13 protein-coding genes are annotated in these 25,236 nt (G+C 35.7%); 8 read left to right on the forward strand and 5 right to left on the reverse strand.

Annotated elements, in window-relative coordinates:
* Positions 1-3: 3 nt before the first annotated feature.
* Entirely contained in the window at positions 4-2,454 is a 2,451-nt protein-coding gene (priA, locus tag HM983_RS12470) for a replication restart helicase PriA (protein ID WP_179345830.1), read from the forward strand.
* A 137-nt stretch (positions 2,455-2,591) separates the two neighbouring features.
* Here the strand turns inward: priA and HM983_RS12475 are convergent, their stop codons facing one another.
* Positions 2,592-3,287, reverse strand: coding sequence for a LytR/AlgR family response regulator transcription factor (locus HM983_RS12475; RefSeq protein WP_076620930.1), 696 nt, complete (start codon positions 3,285-3,287; stop codon positions 2,592-2,594).
* 203 nt (positions 3,288-3,490) lie between these two features.
* Between HM983_RS12475 and rpsF the strand changes: the two genes are divergently transcribed.
* From rpsF to HM983_RS12500, 5 genes are all read left to right on the forward strand, one after another.
* Positions 3,491-3,847, forward strand: coding sequence for a 30S ribosomal protein S6 (rpsF, locus tag HM983_RS12480; RefSeq protein WP_179345831.1), 357 nt, complete (start codon positions 3,491-3,493; stop codon positions 3,845-3,847).
* On the forward strand, positions 3,847-4,146 hold the full coding sequence (rpsR, locus tag HM983_RS12485; protein ID WP_179345952.1) for a 30S ribosomal protein S18: 300 nt from the start codon (positions 3,847-3,849) through the stop codon (positions 4,144-4,146). Before rpsF ends, rpsR begins: the two co-directional genes overlap by 1 nt.
* A gap of 12 nt (positions 4,147-4,158) precedes the next feature.
* On the forward strand, positions 4,159-4,620 hold the full coding sequence (rplI, locus tag HM983_RS12490) for a 50S ribosomal protein L9 (RefSeq protein WP_179345833.1): 462 nt from the start codon (positions 4,159-4,161) through the stop codon (positions 4,618-4,620).
* A gap of 151 nt (positions 4,621-4,771) precedes the next feature.
* Positions 4,772-5,641 (forward strand): glycerophosphodiester phosphodiesterase family protein, encoded by an 870-nt coding sequence (locus HM983_RS12495; RefSeq protein ID WP_179345835.1) that lies wholly within the window; start codon positions 4,772-4,774, stop codon positions 5,639-5,641.
* Between the two features lie 141 nt (positions 5,642-5,782).
* On the forward strand, positions 5,783-6,256 hold the full coding sequence (locus HM983_RS12500) for a DUF6495 family protein (protein WP_179345837.1): 474 nt from the start codon (positions 5,783-5,785) through the stop codon (positions 6,254-6,256).
* A 72-nt stretch (positions 6,257-6,328) separates the two neighbouring features.
* Here the strand turns inward: HM983_RS12500 and HM983_RS12505 are convergent, their stop codons facing one another.
* Positions 6,329-7,570, reverse strand: a complete 1,242-nt coding sequence (locus HM983_RS12505; RefSeq protein WP_179345839.1) for an ABC transporter permease — start codon at positions 7,568-7,570, stop codon at positions 6,329-6,331.
* Positions 7,571-7,860: 290 nt separating this feature from the next.
* On the opposite strand from HM983_RS12505, the gene hisS reads away from it, so the two are divergent.
* Positions 7,861-9,231 carry a histidine--tRNA ligase gene (gene hisS / locus HM983_RS12510; RefSeq protein ID WP_179345841.1) on the forward strand — a complete coding sequence of 457 codons (1,371 nt, stop codon included), beginning with the start codon at positions 7,861-7,863 and terminating at the stop codon, positions 9,229-9,231.
* Positions 9,232-9,313: 82 nt separating this feature from the next.
* On the opposite strand, the gene HM983_RS12515 is transcribed toward hisS, so the two are convergent.
* The 3 genes from HM983_RS12515 to HM983_RS12525 form a co-directional block, all read right to left on the reverse strand.
* Positions 9,314-14,878, reverse strand: a complete 5,565-nt coding sequence (locus tag HM983_RS12515) for a LamG-like jellyroll fold domain-containing protein (RefSeq protein WP_179345842.1) — start codon at positions 14,876-14,878, stop codon at positions 9,314-9,316.
* A gap of 195 nt (positions 14,879-15,073) precedes the next feature.
* Positions 15,074-20,365 (reverse strand): M14 family zinc carboxypeptidase, encoded by a 5,292-nt coding sequence (locus HM983_RS12520; RefSeq protein WP_179345844.1) that lies wholly within the window; start codon positions 20,363-20,365, stop codon positions 15,074-15,076.
* Between the two features lie 204 nt (positions 20,366-20,569).
* Positions 20,570-23,959 (reverse strand): amidohydrolase family protein, encoded by a 3,390-nt coding sequence (locus HM983_RS12525; RefSeq protein WP_179345846.1) that lies wholly within the window; start codon positions 23,957-23,959, stop codon positions 20,570-20,572.
* Positions 23,960-24,233: 274 nt separating this feature from the next.
* On the opposite strand from HM983_RS12525, the gene HM983_RS12530 reads away from it, so the two are divergent.
* The gene (locus HM983_RS12530) at positions 24,234-25,160 is read left to right on the forward strand and encodes an AraC family transcriptional regulator (RefSeq protein WP_179345847.1); all 927 of its coding nucleotides are present in this window, start codon (positions 24,234-24,236) and stop codon (positions 25,158-25,160) included.
* Positions 25,161-25,236 lie beyond the last annotated feature (76 nt).

Consider the following 25,236-nt stretch of genomic DNA (forward strand, 5'->3'; position numbering starts at 1 on the left):
TCTATGGATTTTATCGACGTCATACTTCCAATTCCGCTTCAAAAAGCATTTACATATCACATCACTGAGGCTGAAGCTGATTTTCTCAAAGTCGGAATGCGCGTTGCTGTGCCTTTCGGAAAGAACAAAATTTATACCGCGTTACTATATAAAATCCACCAAAATCCACCAACGGCTTATGAGGCAAAGACCATTCATCAGATTTTAGATGAAACACCAATAATTACTGAAAAACAGTTAAAACATTGGGAGTGGATTGCTGATTACTACATGTGCAGTTTGGGCGAAGTAATGCGTGCTTCTATGCCCAACGCTTTTATTCTGGAAAGTGAAACCGTTATTTCAAGAAATGAAAAAGTTAAAATCAAGGATACAGAATTAAAAGATGACGAATTTTTAATTTACGAAGCTTTACAACACCAAACCTCACTCAAAGTTCAGGATGTGATGGCTATTTTAGACCAGAAACGCGTGTTGCCAACCATCAATAGATTGGTTGAAAAAGGTATTTTAAATTTGCAGGAAGAACTTTATGAAAAGTACCAGCCGAAATTGGTACGCTATGTGAAACTACATAGAAATCATAAAACACAGGAAAAGCTACAAGAACTTTTAGAAGAATTAAGTAGAGCACCAAAACAACGTGAAGTTGTTTTGACACTGTTTACTATGGAAGCATCATTAAAAAAACCGATTAAGGTTTCAGAACTTTCGGAACGAAGTGGCGCTTCAAATTCGACAATTAAATCGCTGATTGATAAAGCAATTTTAGAAGAATACCACATCCAAACCGACCGTGTACAATATGATGGCGATGGCGATTCTGACACTAAAGAATTGAATGAAGCACAACAGAATGCCTATAAAGAAATTGAAAGCTATTTTGAAGAGAAGTCGGTCGTTCTATTACACGGTGTAACGTCCTCAGGTAAAACCGAAATCTATGTGCAACTCATCCAGAAACAATTAGATGAGGGAAAACAGGTATTGTATTTATTACCAGAAATTGCTTTAACAACACAGCTGGTACAACGTCTTCAGGATTATTTTGGGCAAAAAGTCGCTGTGTTCCATTCTAGATATTCTGGAAACGAAAGAGTAGAGGTGTGGAACAATTTGTTACATAATTCCGAAAAAGCTCAAATTATCATTGGTGCGCGTTCATCGCTGCTATTACCATTCAGTAATTTGGGATTGATCATTGTAGATGAAGAACACGAGCAGTCCTTCAAACAATTTGACCCAGCACCACGTTACCATGCTCGTGACGCAGCTATAGTTCTCGCCAATTTACACCAAGCAAAAACGTTGCTAGGTTCCGCAACACCAAGTTTGGAAAGCTATTTTAATTCCAGCCAACAAAAATATGGTTTGGTAGAGTTAAACACGCGTTACAACAACGTTCTGATGCCAGATATTGAATTGGTGGATTTGGCGGATAAATATAAGCGTAAACGCATGAAAGGTCATTTTAGCGACCGCCTTATTGCAGAAATGACGGAAACTCTGGAAGAAGGGCATCAAATTATATTGTTTCAAAACAGAAGAGGATATTCGCCAATTGTAGAATGTACCACCTGCGGTACATCTCCACAATGTCCTAATTGCGATGTGAGTTTAACATATCATCAATACAGAGACCAATTGCGTTGTCATTATTGTGGATACAATGCTGTGATGCTTAAAAGTTGTCAAGCTTGTGGTAATGCAACCTTGGATACCAAAGGATTTGGTACCGAGCAGATAGAGGCAGAGGTAAAAGTGTTGTTTCCAGACCACAAAGTGGCTCGTATGGATTTAGATACAACGCGAGGTAAATACGGTTTTGAGAGAATTATTAATCGTTTTGAGCAAAGGGATATTGATATCTTAGTGGGCACACAAATGCTTACCAAAGGATTGGATTTTAGACATGTTAAGTTAGTCGGGATTATGAATGCGGATAACCTTTTAAATTTTCCAGATTTTAGAGCTCATGAACGTAGTTATCAATTGATGGCGCAAGTATCGGGTAGGGCAGGACGAACGGATTTAAGAGGTAAGGTTTTGATTCAGACTTACAATCCACATCATAACATTTTACAGCAAGTTTCTACCAACGACTATAAAAAAATGTATGCTGAGCAGTTAGACGATAGATATAATTATCAATATCCTCCGATTTTCAGATTAATAAAAATAACTTTTAAGCACAAGGATTATAACCGCGTAAATTTGGCAGCAGATTGGTACGCCAAATCCTTGAGACAAGTTTTTAAAGCCAATGTTTTGGGTCCGGAATTTCCGCCTGTATCACGTATCCGTAATCTATATCTAAAAAATATTTTGGTGAAAATTCCGCCTACTCAATCTTTGCCAAAAACCAAAGAAGCGATTATAAAGATTGAAAATAGTTTTAATGCTGTAAAAGATTTTAGAGCAGTGAGAGTGATTTTGAATGTAGATAATTATTAAAAACACTCCTTGAGAAGACTTTAGGGGTGTTTACCCCTTAGTGGCTTTTAAAAAGCACAAACAAAAAAAACCCAAGCTTTAGCTTGGGTTTTTTTCAAATTTTATAATGTGATGCTTTAATTGAGGGCGTAACGACGTTACATATTGTTTAAAGCATCTACCAATTGGGTCTTTTTGTTTCGACTCAGTGGAATTTCATAAGCGCCAACTTCGACATTTTTACTGTTAAAGCGGTCAATTTTGTCTAAATTCACAATGTAGGATTTGTGAATTCTTAAAAATTTACCTTCTGGCAATTCTTTTTCAAAAGCCTTCATGGTACTTAGTACCACTAAGCTGTTCTCTTCTGTTACAACCTTAACGTAGTCGCCAAGAGCTTCAATCCACTTAATATCCTTAATATAGACTTTTCGTTTTTTTAGGTTCGATTTCACAAAAATGTGCTCGCCATCTGTTTCATTAAAGTCTAATTTTAATTTATGCTGCTCAATAGCTTTTTCTACTGCAGTGTTAAATCGTTCTTTAGTGATTGGTTTTTGAAGATAATCGGTAGCATCGTAATTAAATGCTTTAAAAGCATATTCGGTTTTACCGGTAACAAAGATAATTTGGGGTTTGTTGTTGAGAACGTCTAATAGCTCAAAACCGTTTAATACAGGCATCTCTATATCTAAGAAGATAAGGTCTACCTTGTGTGTATTAAGACCGTTTTTTGTTTCTAACGCACTGCTGTACTCTGCAATAAGGTTAAGTGAGGAATGGTTCTCAATTAACTTTACTATAGAGAGGCGCTGAATCGCAGAGTCATCAACAACTACACAGTTTAAAGTCATAACATTATTATTTATTTAGGTTAAGATATCGACAATAGTACGATAAATTCGGTTAAAAAACAAATTTTGACGATAAACCGTAAATTTTAACATTTTCTTGTTCAGAGTTTTTGTAAGATAAATTTACGTAAATAAAACGTTGCTAGTATTATAAATAATATGTATTTTTGCACCCGTTTTAACAACAAATAAAGTTATTTATTATGAATCATTATGAAACTGTTTTCATCTTAAATCCCGTTTTGTCTGATGACCAGATAAAGGAAACAGTAAAGAAATACGAAGATTTTCTTGTTTCTCAAGGTGCAAAGATGATATCCAAAGAAGATTGGGGCTTAAAAAAATTAGCTTACCCAATCCAAAACAAAAAAAGTGGTTTTTACCACCTTTTCGAGTACCAAGTTGCTGGAGAAGTAATCGCACCTCTAGAGGTAGAATTTAGACGTGACGAGCGTTTTATGCGTTACTTAACTGTGAAATTAGACAAACACGCTATTTCATGGGCTGAGCGTAGAAGAGAGAAATTAAAAACTAAATCTAAAGCAAAAGCAAAAGCGTAATTATGTCATCTATAGAACAACAAGCAAAAGGAAAGAAGGACGGAGAAATTAGATATCTTACTCCTTTAAATATTGAGACTTCAAAAAAAGAGAAGTATTGCCGTTTTAAAAAATCTGGTATCAAGTATGTAGATTACAAAGATCCGGACTGGTTATTAGGTTTTGTGAACGAGCAAGGTAAATTGTTACCTAGACGATTAACAGGAACTTCTTTAAAATATCAAAGAAAAGTATCTGTGGCAGTAAAGAGAGCTAGACATTTAGCCTTATTGCCATATGTTGCCGATTTATTAAAATAAAATATCATAACAATGGAACTTATATTAAAACAAGACGTTGAAAATTTAGGATTTAAAGACGATATTGTAACAGTTAAGAACGGTTATGGTAGAAATTTTTTAATACCTCAAGGACAAGCTGTAATGGCTACGTCTTCTGCTAAAAAAGTTTTGGCAGAAACCTTGAAACAAAGAGAATACAAAGAAAAATCTGTTATTGCAGATGCTGAAAAAACAGCTGAAGCACTTAACGCTCTAGATATTAAGATTACTGCAAAAGCTGGTGCTGGCGCAACTGCTGGAGACAAGATTTTTGGTTCTGTAACTAATATGGATTTAGCTGCTGCACTTAAAGAAGCTGGTCACGATGTTGATAAGAAGTATATTTCTATCAATGGTGGTAACATTAAGCGTTTAGGACAGTACGAAGCTGTAATCAGATTGCATAGATCTGTAACTGTAGATTTCGTTTTTGAAGTTATAGCAGAAGCTTAAACAAATAAATTAAAATAATATTTAAGACCGTTTAGTTTTGCTGAACGGTTTTTTTTGTTGAAACTTCTACTTGAAAAGAAGATTGATTCGCATTAAAATCATATTAATTGAAATAATCCAGCTGAGGAGGTGGATTTCATAAATAAAGTAAATGAATAAGGTTCTCATTCTATTAATATTGCTTAGTGTCTTAAGCTGCAAACAATCCCAACCTAAAGAATACAAGGTTGAAACTGCCAACTCGGAACTGATTGAGCTTTTCAAAGTTTCAACATCAGATTTTCCTAAAATAAGTGTGCACAGAGGTGGAAAAGGTTTGAGAAATTATCCAGAAAATTGCTTGGAGACCTTAAAATACGTTAGCGATAGTATCACCGCAATTTTTGAAATTGATGTGGCACAAACTAAAGATGGTCAGTTGGTGTTAATGCACGATAATTCAGTTGATAGAACCACAACCGGAACAGGTTTGATCAAAGAATTGACTTATAACGAACTGCAAAATTTTAATTTAAAAGATGATTTTGGCAACGCAACTGATTTTAAAATTCCTTTGTTATCGGAAGTTTTGGAATGGTCAAAACAAAATAATTCTATTCTCACCATCGATATAAAACGTGGAGTAGAGCCAAAGGATGTAATTAAGGCCATTAAAATGGCGATGGCGTTAGATACAAGTATAATTATCACTTATGATGTAGAACAAGCTAAAAACGCTTATAATTTAGCTCCTCAGTTATTGCTTTCCGTTTCTGCAAGAAATCATAAAGAATACGATAGATTGTTGCAATCCGGCATTCCAAAAGAAAATATGCTAGCATTTACGGGAACACGTTTGTCAGAACGTTCGTTATATGAACGCCTACATAATGATAATATCGTTTGTATTTTAGGAACATTGGGTAACTTGGATCGACAAGCAGAAGCCAGAGGTGATGAACTTTACAGCAAGTGGTTAGATTTGGGAGCAGATGTTTTAGCTACGGATCGTCCCTTTGAGGTGGCTAAAGCAATAAAGTAAAATTTATTTAATGTTGATTCAGGATATAAGATGGTCTATAAAATCATTTTGTCTTGAATTGCCCAAATGGTAAAAATAATATTGAACAAACATTTTTAAAGGTATAACATCTAACCTTTAAGAAAGAATAGATTTAAACGGATGAAATATACAAGATTAACAAAAGAACAATTCGAAGAATTACATAAAGAATTCATTAATTTCCTGGCCACCCAATCCATAACTGCAGATGAGTGGGAAGATATAAAAAAGAACAAACCTGAAGCCGCAGAGCAAGAATTAGATGTTTTTAGTGACTTGGTTTGGTACGGAGTATTAGATAAGGTTGATTATTTAGAGCATATATCTCCACAACAGATTCACTTGTTTAAATGTAAAGAAAAGCAAATGCATTTAATTGCTCTGAAGCTTAAGCATGACAAGGTCGATTTTACAACAAAGGAAGGTTTTCAATGGTTACGGGATAATCTATTATCTGACGATATAGAATTTTTCAACGCAAATAAGCCTTATTCAGATGATAAACATTTAGATATTTTCAAATTGATTCAAACTGGCGCAAATATTACCAAAGGTGAATTGTTTCAATATTTTGAAAAATTGATAAAAGGATAGTTTGTGATTCTTAATTTAATTCAGAATCTTTTAATATTGAGCGAGAAACGAGTGTCTGTTTTCGCAGTAACACTACTCATATCGTAAAGACTCAACAGGATCTAATCTAGAAGCTTTTGTCGCCGGATAAACACCAGAAACCACAGCCACGATAAAAGCAATGCTCGTTGCCCAGATCATTGCCAGCCAAGGCGTGGAAAATTCAAGATCAAAACCTTTGGAAATTCCCCAACCAATAGCGATACCTAGTATAATTCCTAAAATACCACCAAGTTGACCAATAATTACAGTCTCCATAAAAAATTGAAAACGAATGGTGCCCTGCTTAGCACCCAATGCTTTACGTACACCTATTTCTCGAGTACGTTCTGAGACTGAAACAAGCATAATGTTCATAAGGGCGATGGTGGATCCAAATATGGTTACTATACTAATTACCCAAGCAGCAATATAGAGGTACGAAGTTGTTTCCGCAACTCGGTTAAGTAAATCATCGCTACGCTCAATCCCAAAATTATTTTCTTCAATCGGATTGAGTCCGCGGATATTTCTAAAAGTTAATATAGCATCGTCTTGTGCTCCTTCGAGCATATCTTTTTTGTCTGTCTTAACGCTTAAAGTGTAATTGATGTTCGGATTTGTGAAAATAGAACGTGCTTTTTGAATGGGCATTATCACTCTCAAATCTTGATTATTGCCAAATGTGGAACCTTTTTCTTTTAGCACACCAATGACCTTAAACTTAGAACCTCTAATACTAATGGTTTTATCGAGTGGATTTTCTTCTGGAAATAAAGCCTTTTGCAAATCGCTACCAATTACACAAACAGAACTACTATTTTCAATATCAAAGAAATTCATAGACCTACCATTTTCGATTTCTAAACCTGAATTTTCAATAAAATTCTCATTAGCACCAATAACAGATACCTCCGGATCGGTTTTTTGGTTTTCGTACTTTACTTCTGCAGCAAAAGTTCCCGTAAATGATACAGCGACTTTGGTAAACGGAAAATCATAATTATCTTCAAAATCCTTTACATTTCTATATGTAATTATTGGATTCACTTTTTGTCGATCCCTTCCGCTCTGGCGCTGTGCAGTAAATTCATAACGCTGAAAATTAAAGGTGTTCGCACCCATGGATGAGAAATCACTGGATATGGTATTTTCTAGTGCTGTCAGTCCACTTAATATACCGACCAAAGCCATGATGCCGATGGCAATAATTAAAACAGTTAAAATGGTTCTAAGTAGCTGACTTTTAATGGAATCGAAAGCAATTTTAATATTCTCGCGGACTAAAGAAAACATAGTTTTGTATCAGGTTATTTGTATTACTTAATCTATAAGACTAATTAAAGTCAATAAAGTTACTATAAAATTGAATTAACTTGGGATAGCCTATAAAAATTATAATATTTTTGTGAGCTAAGAGATTATATTTCTTTTAATTCTTAAGTCACACTGAGCGGAGCACAAGTGTTGTTTGAGTTATATAATATTTTGAATCATTCTCGTTGGGATTTCTCGATTTCTCTCGAAATGACAGTCAAATATAAAAAGTTTCACTAAAAAAGATTCCCGTTTTCAGGGAAATAAACATGGCACAAAAACCAAGCATACCAAAGGGAACAAGAGATTTTGATGCAGCCGAAGTGGCGAAGCGATCCTACATAATGGATACGATTAAGCAGCAGTTTCAGTTATATGGATTTCAACCTATAGAAACACCAAGTTTTGAAAATTCTGAAACCTTAATGGGAAAGTATGGTGATGAAGGTGACCGCTTGATTTTTAAAATATTGAATTCGGGTGAATTTTTAAGCAAAGTGTCAGATCAAGACTATGATTCCAAATCTGAACAAACAATCACACCAAAAATTTCGGAAAAGGCGCTAAGATATGACCTTACAGTTCCATTTGCACGTTACGTCGTACAACACCAAAACGAGATAGAATTTCCGTTTAAGCGCTACCAGATTCAACCTGTTTGGCGAGCAGACCGACCTCAAAAAGGACGTTTTAGAGAGTTTTTTCAATGTGATGCCGATGTGGTTGGTTCTGATTCTTTGTTTCAGGAAGTTGAATTTGTGCAACTATATGATGCGGTGTTTTCAACTTTAAAATTAAAAGGTGTTACCATTAAAATCAACAACCGTAAAGTTTTATCTGGTATTGCAGAAGTGATTGGAGCACAAGACAAACTTATCGATTTTACAGTTGCCCTTGATAAACTGGACAAAATTGGAGAGGAGAAGGTGAAAGACGAAATGAGAAGTAAAGGAATTTCTGATGAAGGCATCGAAAAACTTCAACCATTGTTTGGTTTAAAAGGTGATTTCGGAACTCAAATTGAAAATTTAAAATCAATTTTGAGCACTTCTGAAATTGGATTAAAAGGTATTGAAGAACTGGAATTTATAAATAATGCTATTTCAACAGTAAAATTAAAAACAGCAAAACTTCAACTCGATGTTACATTGGCTCGTGGGCTAAACTACTACACAGGTGCTATTTTTGAAGTTTCAGCACCGGAAGGCGTCAAAATGGGTTCTATTGGCGGTGGTGGCCGTTACGATGATTTAACAGGAATCTTTGGATTAAAAAATATGAGTGGAGTTGGGATTAGCTTTGGTCTGGATCGCATCTATTTAGTTTTGGAAGAATTGAATTTATTTCCAGAAACCATAGCGGATTCCACAAAGGTGCTATTCATAAACTTTGGTAAAAACGAAGCGATGACCTGTCTCAAAGCTGTAACTAAATTGCGACAAGCGGGTATAAGGGCAGAATTATATCCAGATGATGCCAAGATGAGAAAACAGATGAACCACGCCAACCGTCGTAATATTCCATTTGTAATTTTGGTGGGAGAAGAAGAAATCAAAGACGAAAAGTTTACTCTTAAAAACATGGTCTCAGGTGAGCAAAACAAATTGAGTTTTTCTGAACTTCAGGCAACATTGAAATAACTATTAATAATTTAGAATGATAAAAAAAAGCCCTGATTTCTCAGGGCTTTTTTAGGTTAAGATTTAAGATTTGGGGTAAAGATTATTTAACCAAAACTTTTTTAGATACTGAACCGCTATCAGTATATAATTTAATAATGTAAGTTCCGGTACTTAAGTTCTTAACTTCATATTCAGAGTAACCGCTCTCTGAAATATTTTCAATTGTTGTTACGGATTGTCCTAATATATTGAACAATTCAATAGAGTTGATTTTTGCTGAGTTTGGATTGAATAATACAATCTTTTCAATATCGTTAGAATAAACAATGTTGACACCTTGTATCAGTTCATCATCAATACCTAAGGCATTGTTATTGTCTTTGCTAAATGTAAGTTCAAATCGTTCCAGGTATTCACCAGCGTTTAGGAAAATTACGTAGTCACTTTCTCTAAGATCATGATAAATATCTAATTCCTTATCATGGAGATATATTTCTGTATCGCTAGGAACATTTTCCAGTTTATCGATGGTAATTACGTTATTTCCGTCGTTTTTTGTTTTTATTCCCAATGGGTACACTGACGAAGTTTCAGCTTCATTACTTGCCTGGATATTATACTTTCCATCGTTAATCATCCAGAATAAGTCATCCATTTGCTGTAGATATAAAGCTCCATCATAACCCCAATCTACATCTTTAGTAGCATTATCATCAATAGTTAATAAAAGCTGCCTGTGAATTGTATTTACAGAATTATAACCAAGTCTTATTTTCATTCTTGTGTCAGCATTTTGAGCATCGCCATTTGTTCCATTTGAATTATTGGCAGTAGATCTAACAAAAACAGAACTAGCACCACCTTTTTTCTGGAAAACGCGTTGGCCATTATTAAAGTTTATAGTTCCTGTATTTTCGCCAACTACAAAGAATCCTTGTCCCACAGGAATGTAACGACCTGGCGTTTTAGTTGGTGTACCACCTGTACCTACATCGGGATCATTTGTTCCCATAGAAGCTGCCGCTACACCACCTGAAAGATTATAGGTAGCGTAACCACCTTGATATTCATGTAAATTGTGAGACCCTCCGCCCCAATGTTCCCAGAAATAGAGTGTGCCACTAGTAAGTGGTAATGGATCAATTAATTCATCTAATAGTAATTCTGGACCATTATCAATAATAAATTGATTGGCGTCTATTGCTGAAGCATAAGGATTTCCAACTAAATAATCATTACCAGCATTTAATGTTAAATTAATATCACCGTTATTTGGTTTTCCTAGGTACACATAATTTTGTTCTGCACTGATTGGGCCTGTTCCTGGTCCTTTCATCGTAAATCCTTCGCCAGCTCGTAATGTTCCTGTTCTTCTAACATGTTGCCAAGCAGAGTAATCATCATCTAACTGATTTGCAAATTTCCATATCCAGTAATCTGCAATAGTTATAGGACTTCCACCAGAACCATTATATCCAGCACCTGTAAAATTAATTGGATTTGTACCGTCGTACATGATATCCTGAACTGTGTATTGATAATCATTTTTAGCTGTATCAGTTTCACCGACAGGAGCAGACCAATAATTGTACGTATATGTATCTGCAGTACCTTGTTGGTCTTTTTCGAGTAATCCTGTAGCTGTTACATCTAGATCGCTATTGATTGGCTGAATTAATTGAGACTCTCCTTCAAGATCAATTTTGCCATTTAGTCTGAGATAGTGTGAGACGGTTAGTCCGTTTCCGGTATCAGAAGCATTATTACCAATTAAAGTCAGTTCGTTTGAATCTACATAAAGGCCCAAAAGCTGTCTGTTTTCTAAGCTTGAAGCAGGTAATGAAGCATTGTCGATACTAATGTTGTGATTGGTTCTAACAATATTCCAATTTACCGCAATGGTAGGATCTACTATAGATGCTGATCCTGGAATGTATTGAATATTACCATTTATCCAAGTCGAGTTAGTGTCCCAATTGCCATTTTGAGTTGTCTCGTATGGTAAAGGCGCTGTTTGTCTATCTACAGTATTTAAGTTACGCAATGCTCCTTGACGCCCATTACCTGAGCCATCATCTGTATTTGTATACGTGTAAACAGACATAGGATAGTAACCTGCCAACTCAGTCCAAGGTATGGCGCTTACGTCATTTTTGCTTATTGATGTAGGTAACTCTGTTCCCATCACTTGGCCTGCATTATCAGCAATTTCTTGGTTCATCACAAATCTGAGTTGATCTATTGATAATTCTCGATCCCAAACACGGACTTCGTCAATGTTTCCCTGGAAAAATTGAACAGGTGCATTTTTACCTGCTGCACCAATATAAAAGGATTCGGTGGTTGTTAGTGGGGCAGTTCTATTGGCAGATCTGTCCAAGACACCATCTATGTAAAGACGAACTTCAGTTCCTGAATATATAGCAGCTACATGATGCCATTGGTTGTCAGGTATACTTGTGTTTGATGATAATGTTTGAGCTGTCCCATTCATCCATCTGATTTCGATCCTATTATCATTCAGCACCCTAAAATCATAACCTTGGGTAAACCCAGCATCACTTTTTGAAACTATGGAAGAAGTACCACTATCTGCAGCATCTCTTTTAACCCATGCGGAAATAGTAAAACCAGTAGGGTTTAGGTCAAGATTATCTTTAACATCTATGAAATCATTGGTTCCATCGAAATAAACTGAGCGTTCTACGATGACTTGAGGAGCGTATCCAAAAGTGATGTATTTTGTGCCATCGAAATCATATTCTGTTTCTAGGTTGCCACTACCATCGGGTGTCATAACACTATAATCGGCCGTTGGATCAAACACACCTGTATCGGAAATAAACATATAATAATTTCCTGGAGGTGTAATATTTCTAATAGCAGTTTGAGGTATTCTAACCTTAACTTCAGGAATGTCTCCACCATTTTCTACCACTTTCCATACGCGCTGCATTGCGGTAAAGGTAACGTTGGTTGTTAGGGCAGGTGTAATTCCAGCACTCATGTTTACAGTTACTGTGGATGCCGCGAGGTTTAAATCTGCACCATTATTTCCCCACATTAAGAATTCTTTATTGTCAAATGTTGTAGCGTTAACATCCTTATTTTCTTTGTTTGTATTATAAATATCAGTTAACCCAATTGTTAAAATGCCTTCAATAGGACCAGACACATCCGTTGCATCATTGACGCTACTTGATTGTTTCTGGTTTAATTCTGAAATATCATCTCTGCCAATACCTGCGATATCATAGTTATAGCCTATGTTGGCAGATTGATCCCAAATAACAGAACCATCACTATCTACATAATCTTGAGAGGTGCCATTGACACCAAGGGTAATACCATATTTAATCCCTAAGTAGGATTGAATTCTATTTCTTTCTTGTGTTAAACTGGCATCATTATTAGTATTAGAATAGGTGATGACTTCGGCAATACGGCCATCAAAACTACCATTCCAATACTGGCTTCTTCCCAACCAAAATCGTGTGTTATTGATAGAAGAAAAATCTGCAGGATCATTTGTAGTATCACCCACTTGGTTTGCATTGAGATAGAGCTCAGCACCAGTGTCTGTAGAATTATTTCTTATATTAATTAGACTAATTTGGTTGTAATCATTACTACCAGATGTATCGGCTCTACCATATCCTGGTCCACCGCCCGTTCCAGATGTTACACCAATACAATATCCTAGGTACTCACCAGTGAACCTTGCACTGTAGGCGCCATATCCAAATCCAGTTACATCTTCGGTTTGCGCATCATTTGTAGAAGGGTCTGTACTCGTGAATGTATCCAACGGAATCATAGAAGTCGTAATGGTTGGATCTGGCATAAGTATCACGAACATGTCAGTACTGTTAAAGCCACCTGTACCCATTAATTCGTCACGACTCCCATCGTTAATAATATAGGTCATGTCCCTATTTGCAGTCGTATTGTCATTTTCAAAATCTATAACAGGATTAAAGTTGAAGTTACGAGTAATATTATCTCTGTAAACTGGTTCTTGACCTGCAACATTTGTTTTGGCATCATTACCTCTTCCGTTATCTGCCCAAAGATTTACTAAAGAAGCATCAGTTGCTTCACTAACTCCATCAACCTTATCAGCCTTTAACCAAAGGTCTAAATTAGAAGTAACACCACCTGGTGCTTCTGTAATATCACAAAAATTAGTACCTGTTATAGTAATATTATCTATAAATATTTCATCATCATCGTCACTTGCATTGGCTCTTACCCTAAAGCGACCAGTATTGGTTGATGTTGGATGAGCTACGCGCCAAAGCGTTACCGTTTTGCTATAAAATATAGCTGAAGTAGTAGTTTCAAAGTCCGCATCTTTGGTTGCAACAGTGCCACCTTCAAAATTTTGTATTTCTATCCATGTAGTTCCGCCATCAGGACTATACTCTATTAGGAATTCTTCTCCGTCTTCTACACTATCTGGTGCAAAGAAAAATTTGAAGTCTATTTTATCATAAAAATATAGTGCAAAATTTGGCGAATCAAAAGACGATGCCGCGCCAGAATTATCTCTAACCCTTAAGCTATTGTTTCCTGCATAAGACCAGGTACCATCAGTTACTCTAGCGGCATCTGCACCTCCAGAAGTCCAGCCATCTGTTCCACTCTCAAAAGTGGCGTTGTGGATTACATATTCATCGCAAGAAATATCATTGTAGCCATTACCACGAATATTAAAATTATAGGGATTCTCATTGCTATCATTATTCGCTATATTTAAAACTGCATTTCTTACACCTGTGGCACTAGGGTTGAATGTTACTACTAGATTAGTAGTATTAGCAGGGGCAACTGTTGCAGCGGGACTTGTTGTTACTGTGAAATCTGCTGCATTAGCACCGGTAATTGATATTGTGCCAATAGTTAAATTTGAGGTACCAATATTTTCTATGGTAAATGTTTTTGCAATAGTACCAGCAGTAACTTCAGCAAAGCCAAAATTAGTATTATCGGTTAAACTAGGTGTTGTATCTCCGTCTGTAATACTAATTCCAGAACTTGTTACGTCTATTTCTGGGCCGCCTGAGCCCGCAAGCATACTTACATTATCTATGGCAATATCACTGCTCCATCCATTAACGGTACTACCACTTATAGCTCTAAATCTTAATTTTATAGTCTGACCAACATATGTAGTTAAATCAATCGTATCTCTATTCCAGAAATCTCCTATATTACCAGAAAAGGTTCTTAAGGTCGTTGGGTAAGTTGCTCCGTTGTCAGTACTAACTTGTACTCTCAATGAACCAACATCATTACCATACATATGAAAGCTATAACTAAAAAATGCAGAAGTAGCACTTGAAATATTAAAGCAAGGACTATCAAAATTTGCAGATCTACTAGGATAGCCTGTACCATTACCAGAGGCTTCCATGTACATGTACCATGTGTCGCCATCTCCTGTACTTGGGCCAGTATTGACAGATGGCGTTCCACCAGCATCTCTGGTCCAATTAATATCATCTCCTCCGCCTTGAGTCCATCCTCCGACATTAGTTTCAAAATTTTGTGAATAAGGGAACGTGGAGACTGTTGTGACACATTGTGAATAGGCTAAGTCTGTAAACAAAATTGCACATATCAACAATGCCAACCTTGATAGGGTATAGGTAATAGTTTTCATAAGCGGTTAAATTTAGTTTGGGACTAAAATTATAAGCCAAACATAACCTTTAAGTCTATTAAAAGCAAATTTATTCGACGAAATACATTAAAAGTGTTGTTTTTGTAAGAATTTTAATAAAATTTAATTCTGTAATAAATAATAAAGCCGAAGAAAATACTTCTCCGGCTTTCATTATATCAATTAAATAAATTATTATTCAATAATCACTTTTTGTGAAATATTAGATGTGTCATTGCTCACTTGTACGATATAAACACCACTGTTTAAACCATTGGTATTTATGGTATTTTCTGTTTTGTTAATATTTAATTTTTGTCTGTTTATTTCTCGACCCTGTACATCATATAGAACCAAGTCAGTATTATGGCTTAATCGACCCTGAACAATAATCTGTTGCTCATTTTTATTGGTATATATTTTTATAGTATCCAAGTCTTGAGCATTTACGGTTAATACAGATGCTTCAAACCTTAGGTAGAAACGTCCTGTATTAGATATATTTGAACTTGGAGTAAATATATAATTAGATGTATTTAAAAGTGTATTGCTATTTGTAGCTCTGTCTTCTAAATATATGTCATAGTCAATATTATTGTTATTGAGACTAATATTCACTTGCTGTCCAGCTTTTGCATTCACTCCCAAAGGAATTATAAGGGTATCTACTATATCGTCTGACCCAAATGCTTGTATAGCTAAATCAGAACCATTGTTGTTTTCGACTAATTCTGAATATATAGCGAAGTCAGCAGGTGCACCCTCAAATAACTCAGCGTCGTAACCTAAGTCTAACCCTAAAGAAGCGTCATTGGTAATATAAAAATCTGTACCAAAATTCTTAGTCTCTGAATTCATTTCAAGAGCAAAATGAGTGATTTGGTTGGATGTTCTACCTTCGATAAAATCATCTGAAGAACCTGAAGATCTCATTGTTGGATTAAAGGTCATAGTACCACCACCAGTTTTTGAGGAGACAAAGAAACCTTGTCCAGGTGCTATTAACGTATTAGGATTTGCTGCGGCGTAAGCAAGATTCCATATCGTCCAGTAGCTTCCGTTGGTATTATCTGCGTCATAACCATAAACAGCTACACTTTGCGTGTCAAATTCTGTAATATTGGCATTAATAAAATCTTCTAATTTAATGTATGAGGTATATGGATTTCCAATAAGGTTCCATTGCTCAAAGGCAGTTCCTGTTTTTTCAACAGGTACATTTACGACTGATGTTGTAACGTCTCCTTTAAAAGTAAAAGTTTGATCGTCAGTGGATGCAGCTCTATAACCTATACCAGCTTCAAGTGCACTATTCTCACTATTGGAATAAGTAATATAATCACTTACACTTTTATCAAACGGTCCAAAAAGATAATTTGTGGTATTGTTGACTATATTGTTGTTGTTTGCAATAAAGTTTGTGAAAATTTCACCACTTACAGGTGCTGCGATTAAATCGTTTCTGTCTGTATTTGCATTAACATGACGATTGTATTTAATGTTACCATTAGCCGTACCATTAAGCAATAGACTCGAAAATTCATTAGAATCTGAATTCAATACAAATTCTCCATTGTTTGTAATGTTTCCGTTTACTGTAATGGCATTAGCCTTATCTATATTGATTTCAGATCCAGAAGCAACTATAATATTGTTAACACTAATATCATTGCTCACATTATATATTCCATCTAAAACCATAATGTCTTCAATACCAGTTGAAATTGTGGGAGCATTTGGTGTCCATGCATTACTGCTATATATTAATCCGTTGAATAAATTTATAGTATAATCTTCAACTTCTCCGTACTGAAATGTTTCACAAGAAGTAGGAACTCCGTTCCATTTCATTGCAACTCGCATCCTTGTATTTCCGTTAAGAATAGTTGCTGGAGTTGTAATGTTACCACTTACAGCATTTCCGCCTGTTACAGGATTTACGGTAAAAACTTCTTCGCCAGCATCTTCAAAATCGCCATCTTTATTATAATCAATCCAAACACCATATCCAACAGGCTCAGTTGTTGCTGTATTATAAGTTGGAGTTATGGAAATACTATAAGTTGTGTTCTTAGATATAGTTGTTGAAATTAAAGTAAAATCCGAATATGTATCAGCACTAGTATTTGTATTATTTATTGTGTTGAAGTTTACGTCTCTGATACTTAGGAGTTCTTGAGTATCCGTTGCGGTTGCAAAGCAATTTTCGCCTAAATAAATTTGGTCAATCGCAATATCACTTCTAAATCCACCACCTGTAACAGCGGTAAACCTTAATTTTATAACACTTCCTAAATAACTGCTCAGATTTATATTTTCAATTCTCCATTCATCAAGACTCCCGTCAGCTGCAGATCTAGAAAAAATGTTTGTCCAACTAGACCCGTCGTCATCAGAAATTTCAAGATTTAATGTACCTAAATTATCACCATACATATGGTAGAAGAATGAAAGATTTGCATCAGCCAAATTGGCTATGTTATAACAAGGGCTGGTTAAAATCAAAGTAGCACCTGATCCTACGCCTCCATTTGCAGGTGTTGAAGCTTCTGTATAGAGGTAATTTCCTCCTCCAGAAATATCATCCGAAGGACCTGTTTGTCCAGAAGGTGTACCGTTAGAATCAAGTAGCCAATCTCCATCATCATTAGAGTTTTGACTCCAATCCCCTAAACCTCCATCAAAAGTTTCTAAATACGGAAATGTATCTACAAATGCACCTGTGCAATTGATGACTTCCGTTGTTGTGAAAATTTCAGAAGTGCTATAACTTGAGTCTGTTGTATCACATGTACTCCTTATCTGTACTTCATACTCAGTTAATGGAGTCAATCCAGTAAAAGAATAATCTGCGGCAGTTAAATCAGAAACGTCAATCCATGTAGATGATCCTGTTTCACGATATCGCAAATCATAGGTTGCAGAAGGGATATTATCCCATGATACATCAGCAGTAGCAGACCTTACAGTACTAAATGCGATATTAGCAGGCACACTTAATGTACATGGGATATCTTGACTAATTATTTTAAAGTCATCTATAAAAAAACCATCATTTGTAGTAGTGTAACTCTCATTTACATTTAAGGCATCTGTCCTAAACACAAATCTAATTTTAACGTCATTAGAATTCAGTAAAGATGCGTAGCTATCGTCAATGGTAATTTCTTCCATTACCCAATTATCCATTCTATCTCCGTCGTAAACTTGTCCACTACTATTTGCTTGAAAATTAGCGTAGGTACTACTTTTATTATCATGGCCTGTTGTGGCACTAGTAGCATTTGGTTTAGTGTAATTTCCTTTTAATGATATCCAGTTAGATCCACCATCTGGTGAAGCTAAAACCTCTACAAAATCATAATTTCTTTCAATATCCCATTTTGAATAAAACTGTATGGCAACTTCAGCAGAATTGGAAAAATCAAAACTGTTTGTAGTCGTTAGGGTTTTATTCGCATTAGTAGAATAGGTACCTGTATTTATTGAAGTGCTTCCGGAATAAGCATCAGACGTTGTAGTTGCCCAACCGCCGGACTGTGACCAACCCGTTAAACCATCTGTATCTGGGTTATGACTGAATAAGACTGTTGGTTGGTAATATTTTTCGTAATTAGCTTCGTAAATAACTCCATCATCATTAGACAGTTTCACGTTGTACTCAATTTTTTCGTTGGCTGATGTACTTGGGTCGAGTTCTAAGGTTGCAGTTACATTCCTTTGATTTCTAAAAGAAGGATTTGTTGTAGTCTGGATTGGAATACCTGTTTGTGTGGACGGTGAAGTAATGCTAACAATATTTGAAGAAATAGGTGTTACTGTTACTGTAAATCCACTCTGCGTTTGTCCTATTCTTTCTATACCAAAATCCAAATTTGTTGTAGTGCTATTAATACTAGTTTGAGTTAAATCATGCAGTTTTGCATATTTACCGCCATAGTAAGCTGTAGCTAATGAGATACGCATGGATTGTTGAGCGATAGGAATAATGGTTGATGGTGTAGGCCAAAATCCTTGTCCGCCATGCTCTGGAGTGGTTGCGATAATGCCTTGCCCAGACCCTGTAGATCCATTAAGATCAGCAATTCCTCCCATCATCCAGTCATCTGGCAAACCGTTTGATTCATAAAATATAGTGGCACCATAGAGGTATCTATTATATCGAGTCATTTCTTCATGCCATCTGTAATATTCGTCTTCTCTTCCTGTATTGTCATCTGGTTCACCTCCGTAAGGATGCGGAACAGAATTGGCAAAAGAGTGATTCCAAACGGCAGATTTAAAATTTCTACTCATTATAAAATCTACCATGATTTGAGTTTCTGGTTCAGATTCTGGACTTGGTCCTCTGTAAGTACCACTTGCTCCATTGTTATTTCCTATTGGACTAGAACCAATATCATTATATCCCCAATAATAATCGAAATTCCTATTTAAATCTACACCTCTGGTATCAGATGTGTTTCCAGTACCTCCTGTGTTTGGTCTTAAGTTTTTACGTTGAAATCTACCGCCATCATCTACTTGATTATCAGCTACAGCATCAATATGCTCATTCCATCGTAAACCATCAGGATTTACCACTGGCACAAAATAAAGTTCGTTATTATCCACAAGTTCTTTAATAGCTGGATCTGTATTGTAATTTTCTATAATATACCACATAAAGTAGATGTTGTTCATCAAAGCACTCACTTCTCTTGAGTGAATCATGGAGGTGAACAACATTTGCGGTTTTGTATTTTCTGCTGTATTACTTTGGTTCCCGGTAATTCTTACATACCAAATGGTTTCTGGGTCCCAAAACGTTTTTCCAGTTTCAATATTTGGGTCACTTTCAAAAGAACTAGCTGTTCCTTGCCCCGAATAGGTAAGGCCATTGTTTGTAATTGTCCCTGAAGGATTTCCCCAAGTTGTCTGGTTTGTAGATGACGCATCCGTTCTTTGTGAGACAATATTTAAACCATTGGTTTGTGAATATGCGTACATATCATCCAATTCATCTTTCATTTCTTTATAGGTTAAGCATCCTGCCCAACTTCCTAAATTAAAGTTTTGGGGTACGGCAAAATCTATTTCGTCTTCCCCAGTATACTGGATAATATTGTTAGTTATCATGTTAGAGACAGAAGATCTTTGAATGCTATTATTTGATGCTGAAGCTGCTTTCATAGCATTTAATTTTGCATTTGCAAAAGGTAAATCTTGTTCGGCCCTATCGCTATAAAAAGCAGACATATCTTCTATCTCAATTGTATACGAGATATTATTTTGCAGAAGTTTATTGATCTCAGCTTCTGATAGTTCAATTATTATATCATGTCCATCATGTTTTGATCCACAGCTAAAATCAATTCCTTGTGCGGCCATTGTATTTATGGTTGATTCGCTAGGATTCGTGATTTTAATTCTAGAATACTTTTCTTGTGAAAAAGAAGTCTGCACCATTATAAATAATAGTACAATTAAGTAGGTAGTTTTTTTCATCAGTTTGGGATTAATGAATTTATATTAGGTGGCTAATATATTACAATAATTGAATTTTATCCACAAAATGCAAAAAAAATCGACGAAATGCATAATACAATTTTTAAGTGATTGATATTTAATGATATAAAAAAAGCCCAATTCTTTAGAGAATTGGGCTTAATATTAATAAAAGTCTAAGTTTAATTTTTGCTAATACGAGTCTTAGTTCTTAACTCCTGGTAATCCTTCTGGACGTTTTGTTTGCCAGTGAAACGTTTCTGCTTTCTTTTCTCTTGGCGCTACTTCATCTAGTGTATTGGCATCATAAACCATTCCGTTTTTGATGACGTGAGTTAAAGTATTTGTGTTTCTTAAGTTATCGAGCGGATTTTGGTTCATTATTAAAATATCTGCAATTTTTCCTGTTTCTAATGAGCCTAAATCGTCATCTAGCCCTAAAGCCTCACAACCTTTAATAGTGGCTAATCTTAACGCATCGTAATTGTCCATACCGCCACTAGCTACAGCCCAGAGTTCCCAGTGAAAACCAAGACCTTGTAATTGTCCATGGCTACCAATGCCACCAATTCCGTCAGCTTCGATGAGGTCTTTCATGAATTCTGCGTGTTTTTTAAATACATGCTCATCATCCATAAACCAACCTGGTCTTCTTCTTGATTTTTGTGCTAATTCTTCATAAGGAGTAAAACGTTGAAGTTTTTTATCATTATATGGATTTTCCCTAGAATAGAAATAATTTTCTGCCCAAGGACCTCCGTAGCTTACCAAAAGTGTTGGTGTTATCGCCATTTTAGACTCGGCTGCAACTTTAATAACATCATCATACAGAGGATAAATTGGGAAGGAATGCTCATGTCCAGGGTTTCCATCTATCATATTTACCATATTTTGCTTAAAATCTAATCCTCCTTCTGTGGTTGGCATTAGTTTTAATTCCTTAGCTGCCATTATAAGCCATTGGCGTTGTTGTCGATTACCAACGATATAGCTCTTTATACTTTTAGTATTGTAGTATTCGCTGTACTGTTTTAAAACTTCTTTGGCATGATCTAAACTTTCTAAATTGTAAGCCCAAAACCCAACTCCTGGTCCTGTGCTATAAACTCTTGGACCATGAATCATCCCAGCATCTACCATATCTGCGTACGTTAAAACATCTGTTGTTGCAGTTTGAGGGTCTCTTGTTGTGGTGACACCATAAGCTAGGTTGGCGGAATAAATCCAAACCTGATTTTTATGAACTCCCCAATTTGGCCACATATGTGCGTGGGTATCTACAAAGCCTGGTGTGAGTGTTTTACCTGAAACATCGATAACTTTAGCATCGCTTGGAGCTGTAAAACTACCTGATTCCCCAATATTAGTTATTCGGTTGTTTTCAATTAAAATATCACCTTTTTCGATGACTTTTTTGCCATTCATTGTGATGAGTCTTCCGCCTTTTAAAAGAGTTTTTCCTTTAGGAATGTCACGTTTATAAGACACCTTTACTTTGTATTCTTCTGCTTTAAATTTAGGCGTATCCTTCTTATCTTCTTTCTTTTCTTCTGTTTTGGTAGAATCGGATTCTTTCTGCGACTCCTTTAATTCTTTTTCTTTCTTTTTAGCAAGCTTTAAACTATCTGCAAAAGCTTTACCTTTTTCTAGATCATATATAAAATGACTCGATCCTAATGACCAATGTACTTTTTTACTATCACTGGACCATTCTGGAAATTCACCACCCATAACAGTCAGCTTGTTGGCAGGGAACGCTGCATTATCTGGTTTTGCAACTGAAATAGTTGGTGTTTCACCAATCATTGGGATGATTACAGAATAGATATCATTATTGATTTTTGCAAGAGCATGTGTGCCATCTGGCGAAATACGAATTTCACTCGGTGTTGAGCCTTTGTTATTTTCTCTCCAGCCTTCCTCATGTGTTGGCATGGCTGTTTCATGGTCTTTTCCAAACACATCTGAAGATCCATAGGTCTTAATTCCCGTGAGTTTTAAATGCTCTTTTTCATCGCTGCCATCCCATCTAACCGAGATTAATCCTTTGTTTCCATGATTAAGATATACACGGTCATTTGCTTTAGTAAAATGTGGCATTCCTCTTCCTTTTGCTCTATCGATAACGGTGATTTCTCCACCTTCTGCAGGAATCCAAGCTAATGTTTCAACAGATCTGCTACTCGTTGGTCCGATAGCATCATCATAGGTTTGGGCAGAACCTTTGGTGAAAGCAATCCTGTTGGTATTATATGACCATGCAGGATCGGTATAGATGCCGCGTTCCTCAGTTAATTGAACAGCTTTTCCTTTTCCAGAAGCATTCACTTTGTACAAGTGTCCGCCATCTGGTTTCCACGTCGTAAATACAATTTGTTGACCATCTGGTGACCATGCAGGCATGGCTTCTGTAAAATCGTTATCGGTTAATCTTTTTGGAGTACCATTAAGGTCCATTATGTACAAGCGATTGAGTGCGGTAAAAACAATCTGCTTTCCGTCTGGTGAAGGTTTTGCACCTCTAATTTGAGTCACAAAAGCTTCAGGTGAATCGTCAATAGGATATTTAAAATAAACCAATGGACCTAGGTCCAAATCTACATCTACAGAAAATGGAATTTCTTTGGCGTTTCCGTTTTCAATACCGATACTATAAATTTTACCACCATATGATGCAATTAAGTTTTTGCTGTCTGGTGTAAATGACATAGCTGGTAAAACGCCAAGTGGAGCAATAGATTCTTGGTCGTCACGCTGGACGGGATATGCCAACCAGCGCTCTTCACCTGTGTTTAGATTACGCAACACTAAACCTGTATGCTCCTCAAATCTACTTCCGTAAACCATCCATTTTCCATCTTTAGATAATGTTGGTGTAAAGGCCGAGCCATATCTTGAAGTAACATTCTCGGTTGATGCATCTTCACGATCAAAACTCATAATTTGGTATTGCGGTAATTGCGCATTATAATTCCAAGCTCCAGTTCTTGTCGAAAAATAAATATGCTTACCATCTGCACTAAAAGCTGGATCAATAAATTTCCTGGCTTTTTGTTTAGACAACAAATCTGCACCAGAACCTCCATCTTTATGTACAATAAATGGTTTTACATTTCTTCTGCCTCGTGTACCAACAATATACTCTCCGTCTGGACTCCATGATGCCGAAACATGATATTTATCTTTGTCTTTTGTTAGCTGTGTTTCCTCTTTAGTTTCTAAATCCATTGTCCATAGATTGTCCGATCCACTTTTATCAGAAATATATAAAATGCTTTTACCGTCGGGACTATAGCGCGGATGTACATCGTATGGCATCCCTTGTGTAATTCTTGTGGCTTTACCACCAGAAATAGGAATAGTGTAGAGGTCTCCCATCATATCAAACATAATAGTTTTTCCATCGGGACTTACATCAAGTGAGATCCATGTGCCTTTATCTGTTGTGAATTTCACCTTTCTTTCAGGTTCTAGAGGTAATTCCTTTGTGGCTTTTTTTGTTGAGTCTTTTTCTTTTGAATCGTTTTGGGCAATTAAAACTGAAGAATTGATTAATAGAAGTAGGGCAATACAAAAACGAATGTGCTTGATCATATTGAAATATAGATTAATTATAAGGACTAAAAATAAGGAATAAATATTTACAGAAATGTTAATTGTTTCTGAGCGAAATTCTATAAAAAGAGAATCGATAACATTTGTGCTAGTCTTATGAGATCTATTGATTGTGCGTCGTTAAGATTGTTGAATTTGTCTTAAGTGTAATCAAATTAGACACAAAAATTATCAAAATCGACATTGAGCCATTGGAGAATTGTCCAATTTTGGTAAAGGGTTAATTAGTTCATTGATTATTAGGGGAATCAATATGAATGATAGTTTTACTATAAATCTACAAAATGGTTGTAATAACAGCCATGATTATTTTAGGGGAAAGATTGAACAAATTGAGCTCATTAAGCAGCTCACTTTGTTCAATTTTAATTTTCAATGTTTAGGGGCATTTAGCGCAAAATTAGAATCTGATGATAATACATCGATCTATATTATTGTAAATATGGCTCAAAAACCGTTTCAAATAACAAACTCCGATGGTGTTAATAAATGCGTTGGTGGGTATTCTAGTATTCTATTACCTCTTAGCAATGCACATTGCATCACTTTTAATTATGAAACTGATACACTCTATAATATCGTTGTATTAAAAGTAACAGAATCGCATTTTGATGACGGTCAACTACAGTTATTGCAATCTTACAAACCTAAATATGCATCTGCAATTTCAATTCCTAATCTCGCTATGAACGAGATTGTGGGAAAACTTATTAAATTAGATAAGGAAACCTGCGAAGACAGCTGTATGGCTACGGGTTACTGCAATATTATAGTAGGTCTTCAGCTTAAAACCATTCAGAAAAAAGAGGAGGCAACTTATCTTTCTTCATTTAGATGTTATGAGATTGAGCAATTAGAAAAGCTCACCAATAGTATTAAAGATAAGCCTTACCAGGATTATTCAATAAAGGATATGTGTAAGCAAACGGGTCTGTCGTCAAACAAATTGCAAAATGGTTTTAAAGAAATGCATAATCATACTGTGGCTATTTATGTAAGAAATAAGAGATTAGATATGGCAGTGGAGCTTTTGGGCAACCCAGATCTTAATATATCGGAAATTGTCTACACTATAGGATTGAGCAGTAGAAGCTATTTTTCCAGGATTTTCAAGGAACGTTTTAATTGTTCGCCGTTAGAATATAGGTCTAAAATTATGCGATCTAGAAATAGCCAATAAAAGAATTCTCTGAGAATATAATTTTAAAATATTGAAAAACAAGCGCTTGTATAATTTGTTTTTGGCAATTGTCTAT

It is taken from the genome of Winogradskyella ursingii (assembly GCF_013403975.1).
In the GTDB taxonomy this organism is placed as follows: Bacteria; Bacteroidota; Bacteroidia; order Flavobacteriales; family Flavobacteriaceae; genus Winogradskyella; species Winogradskyella ursingii.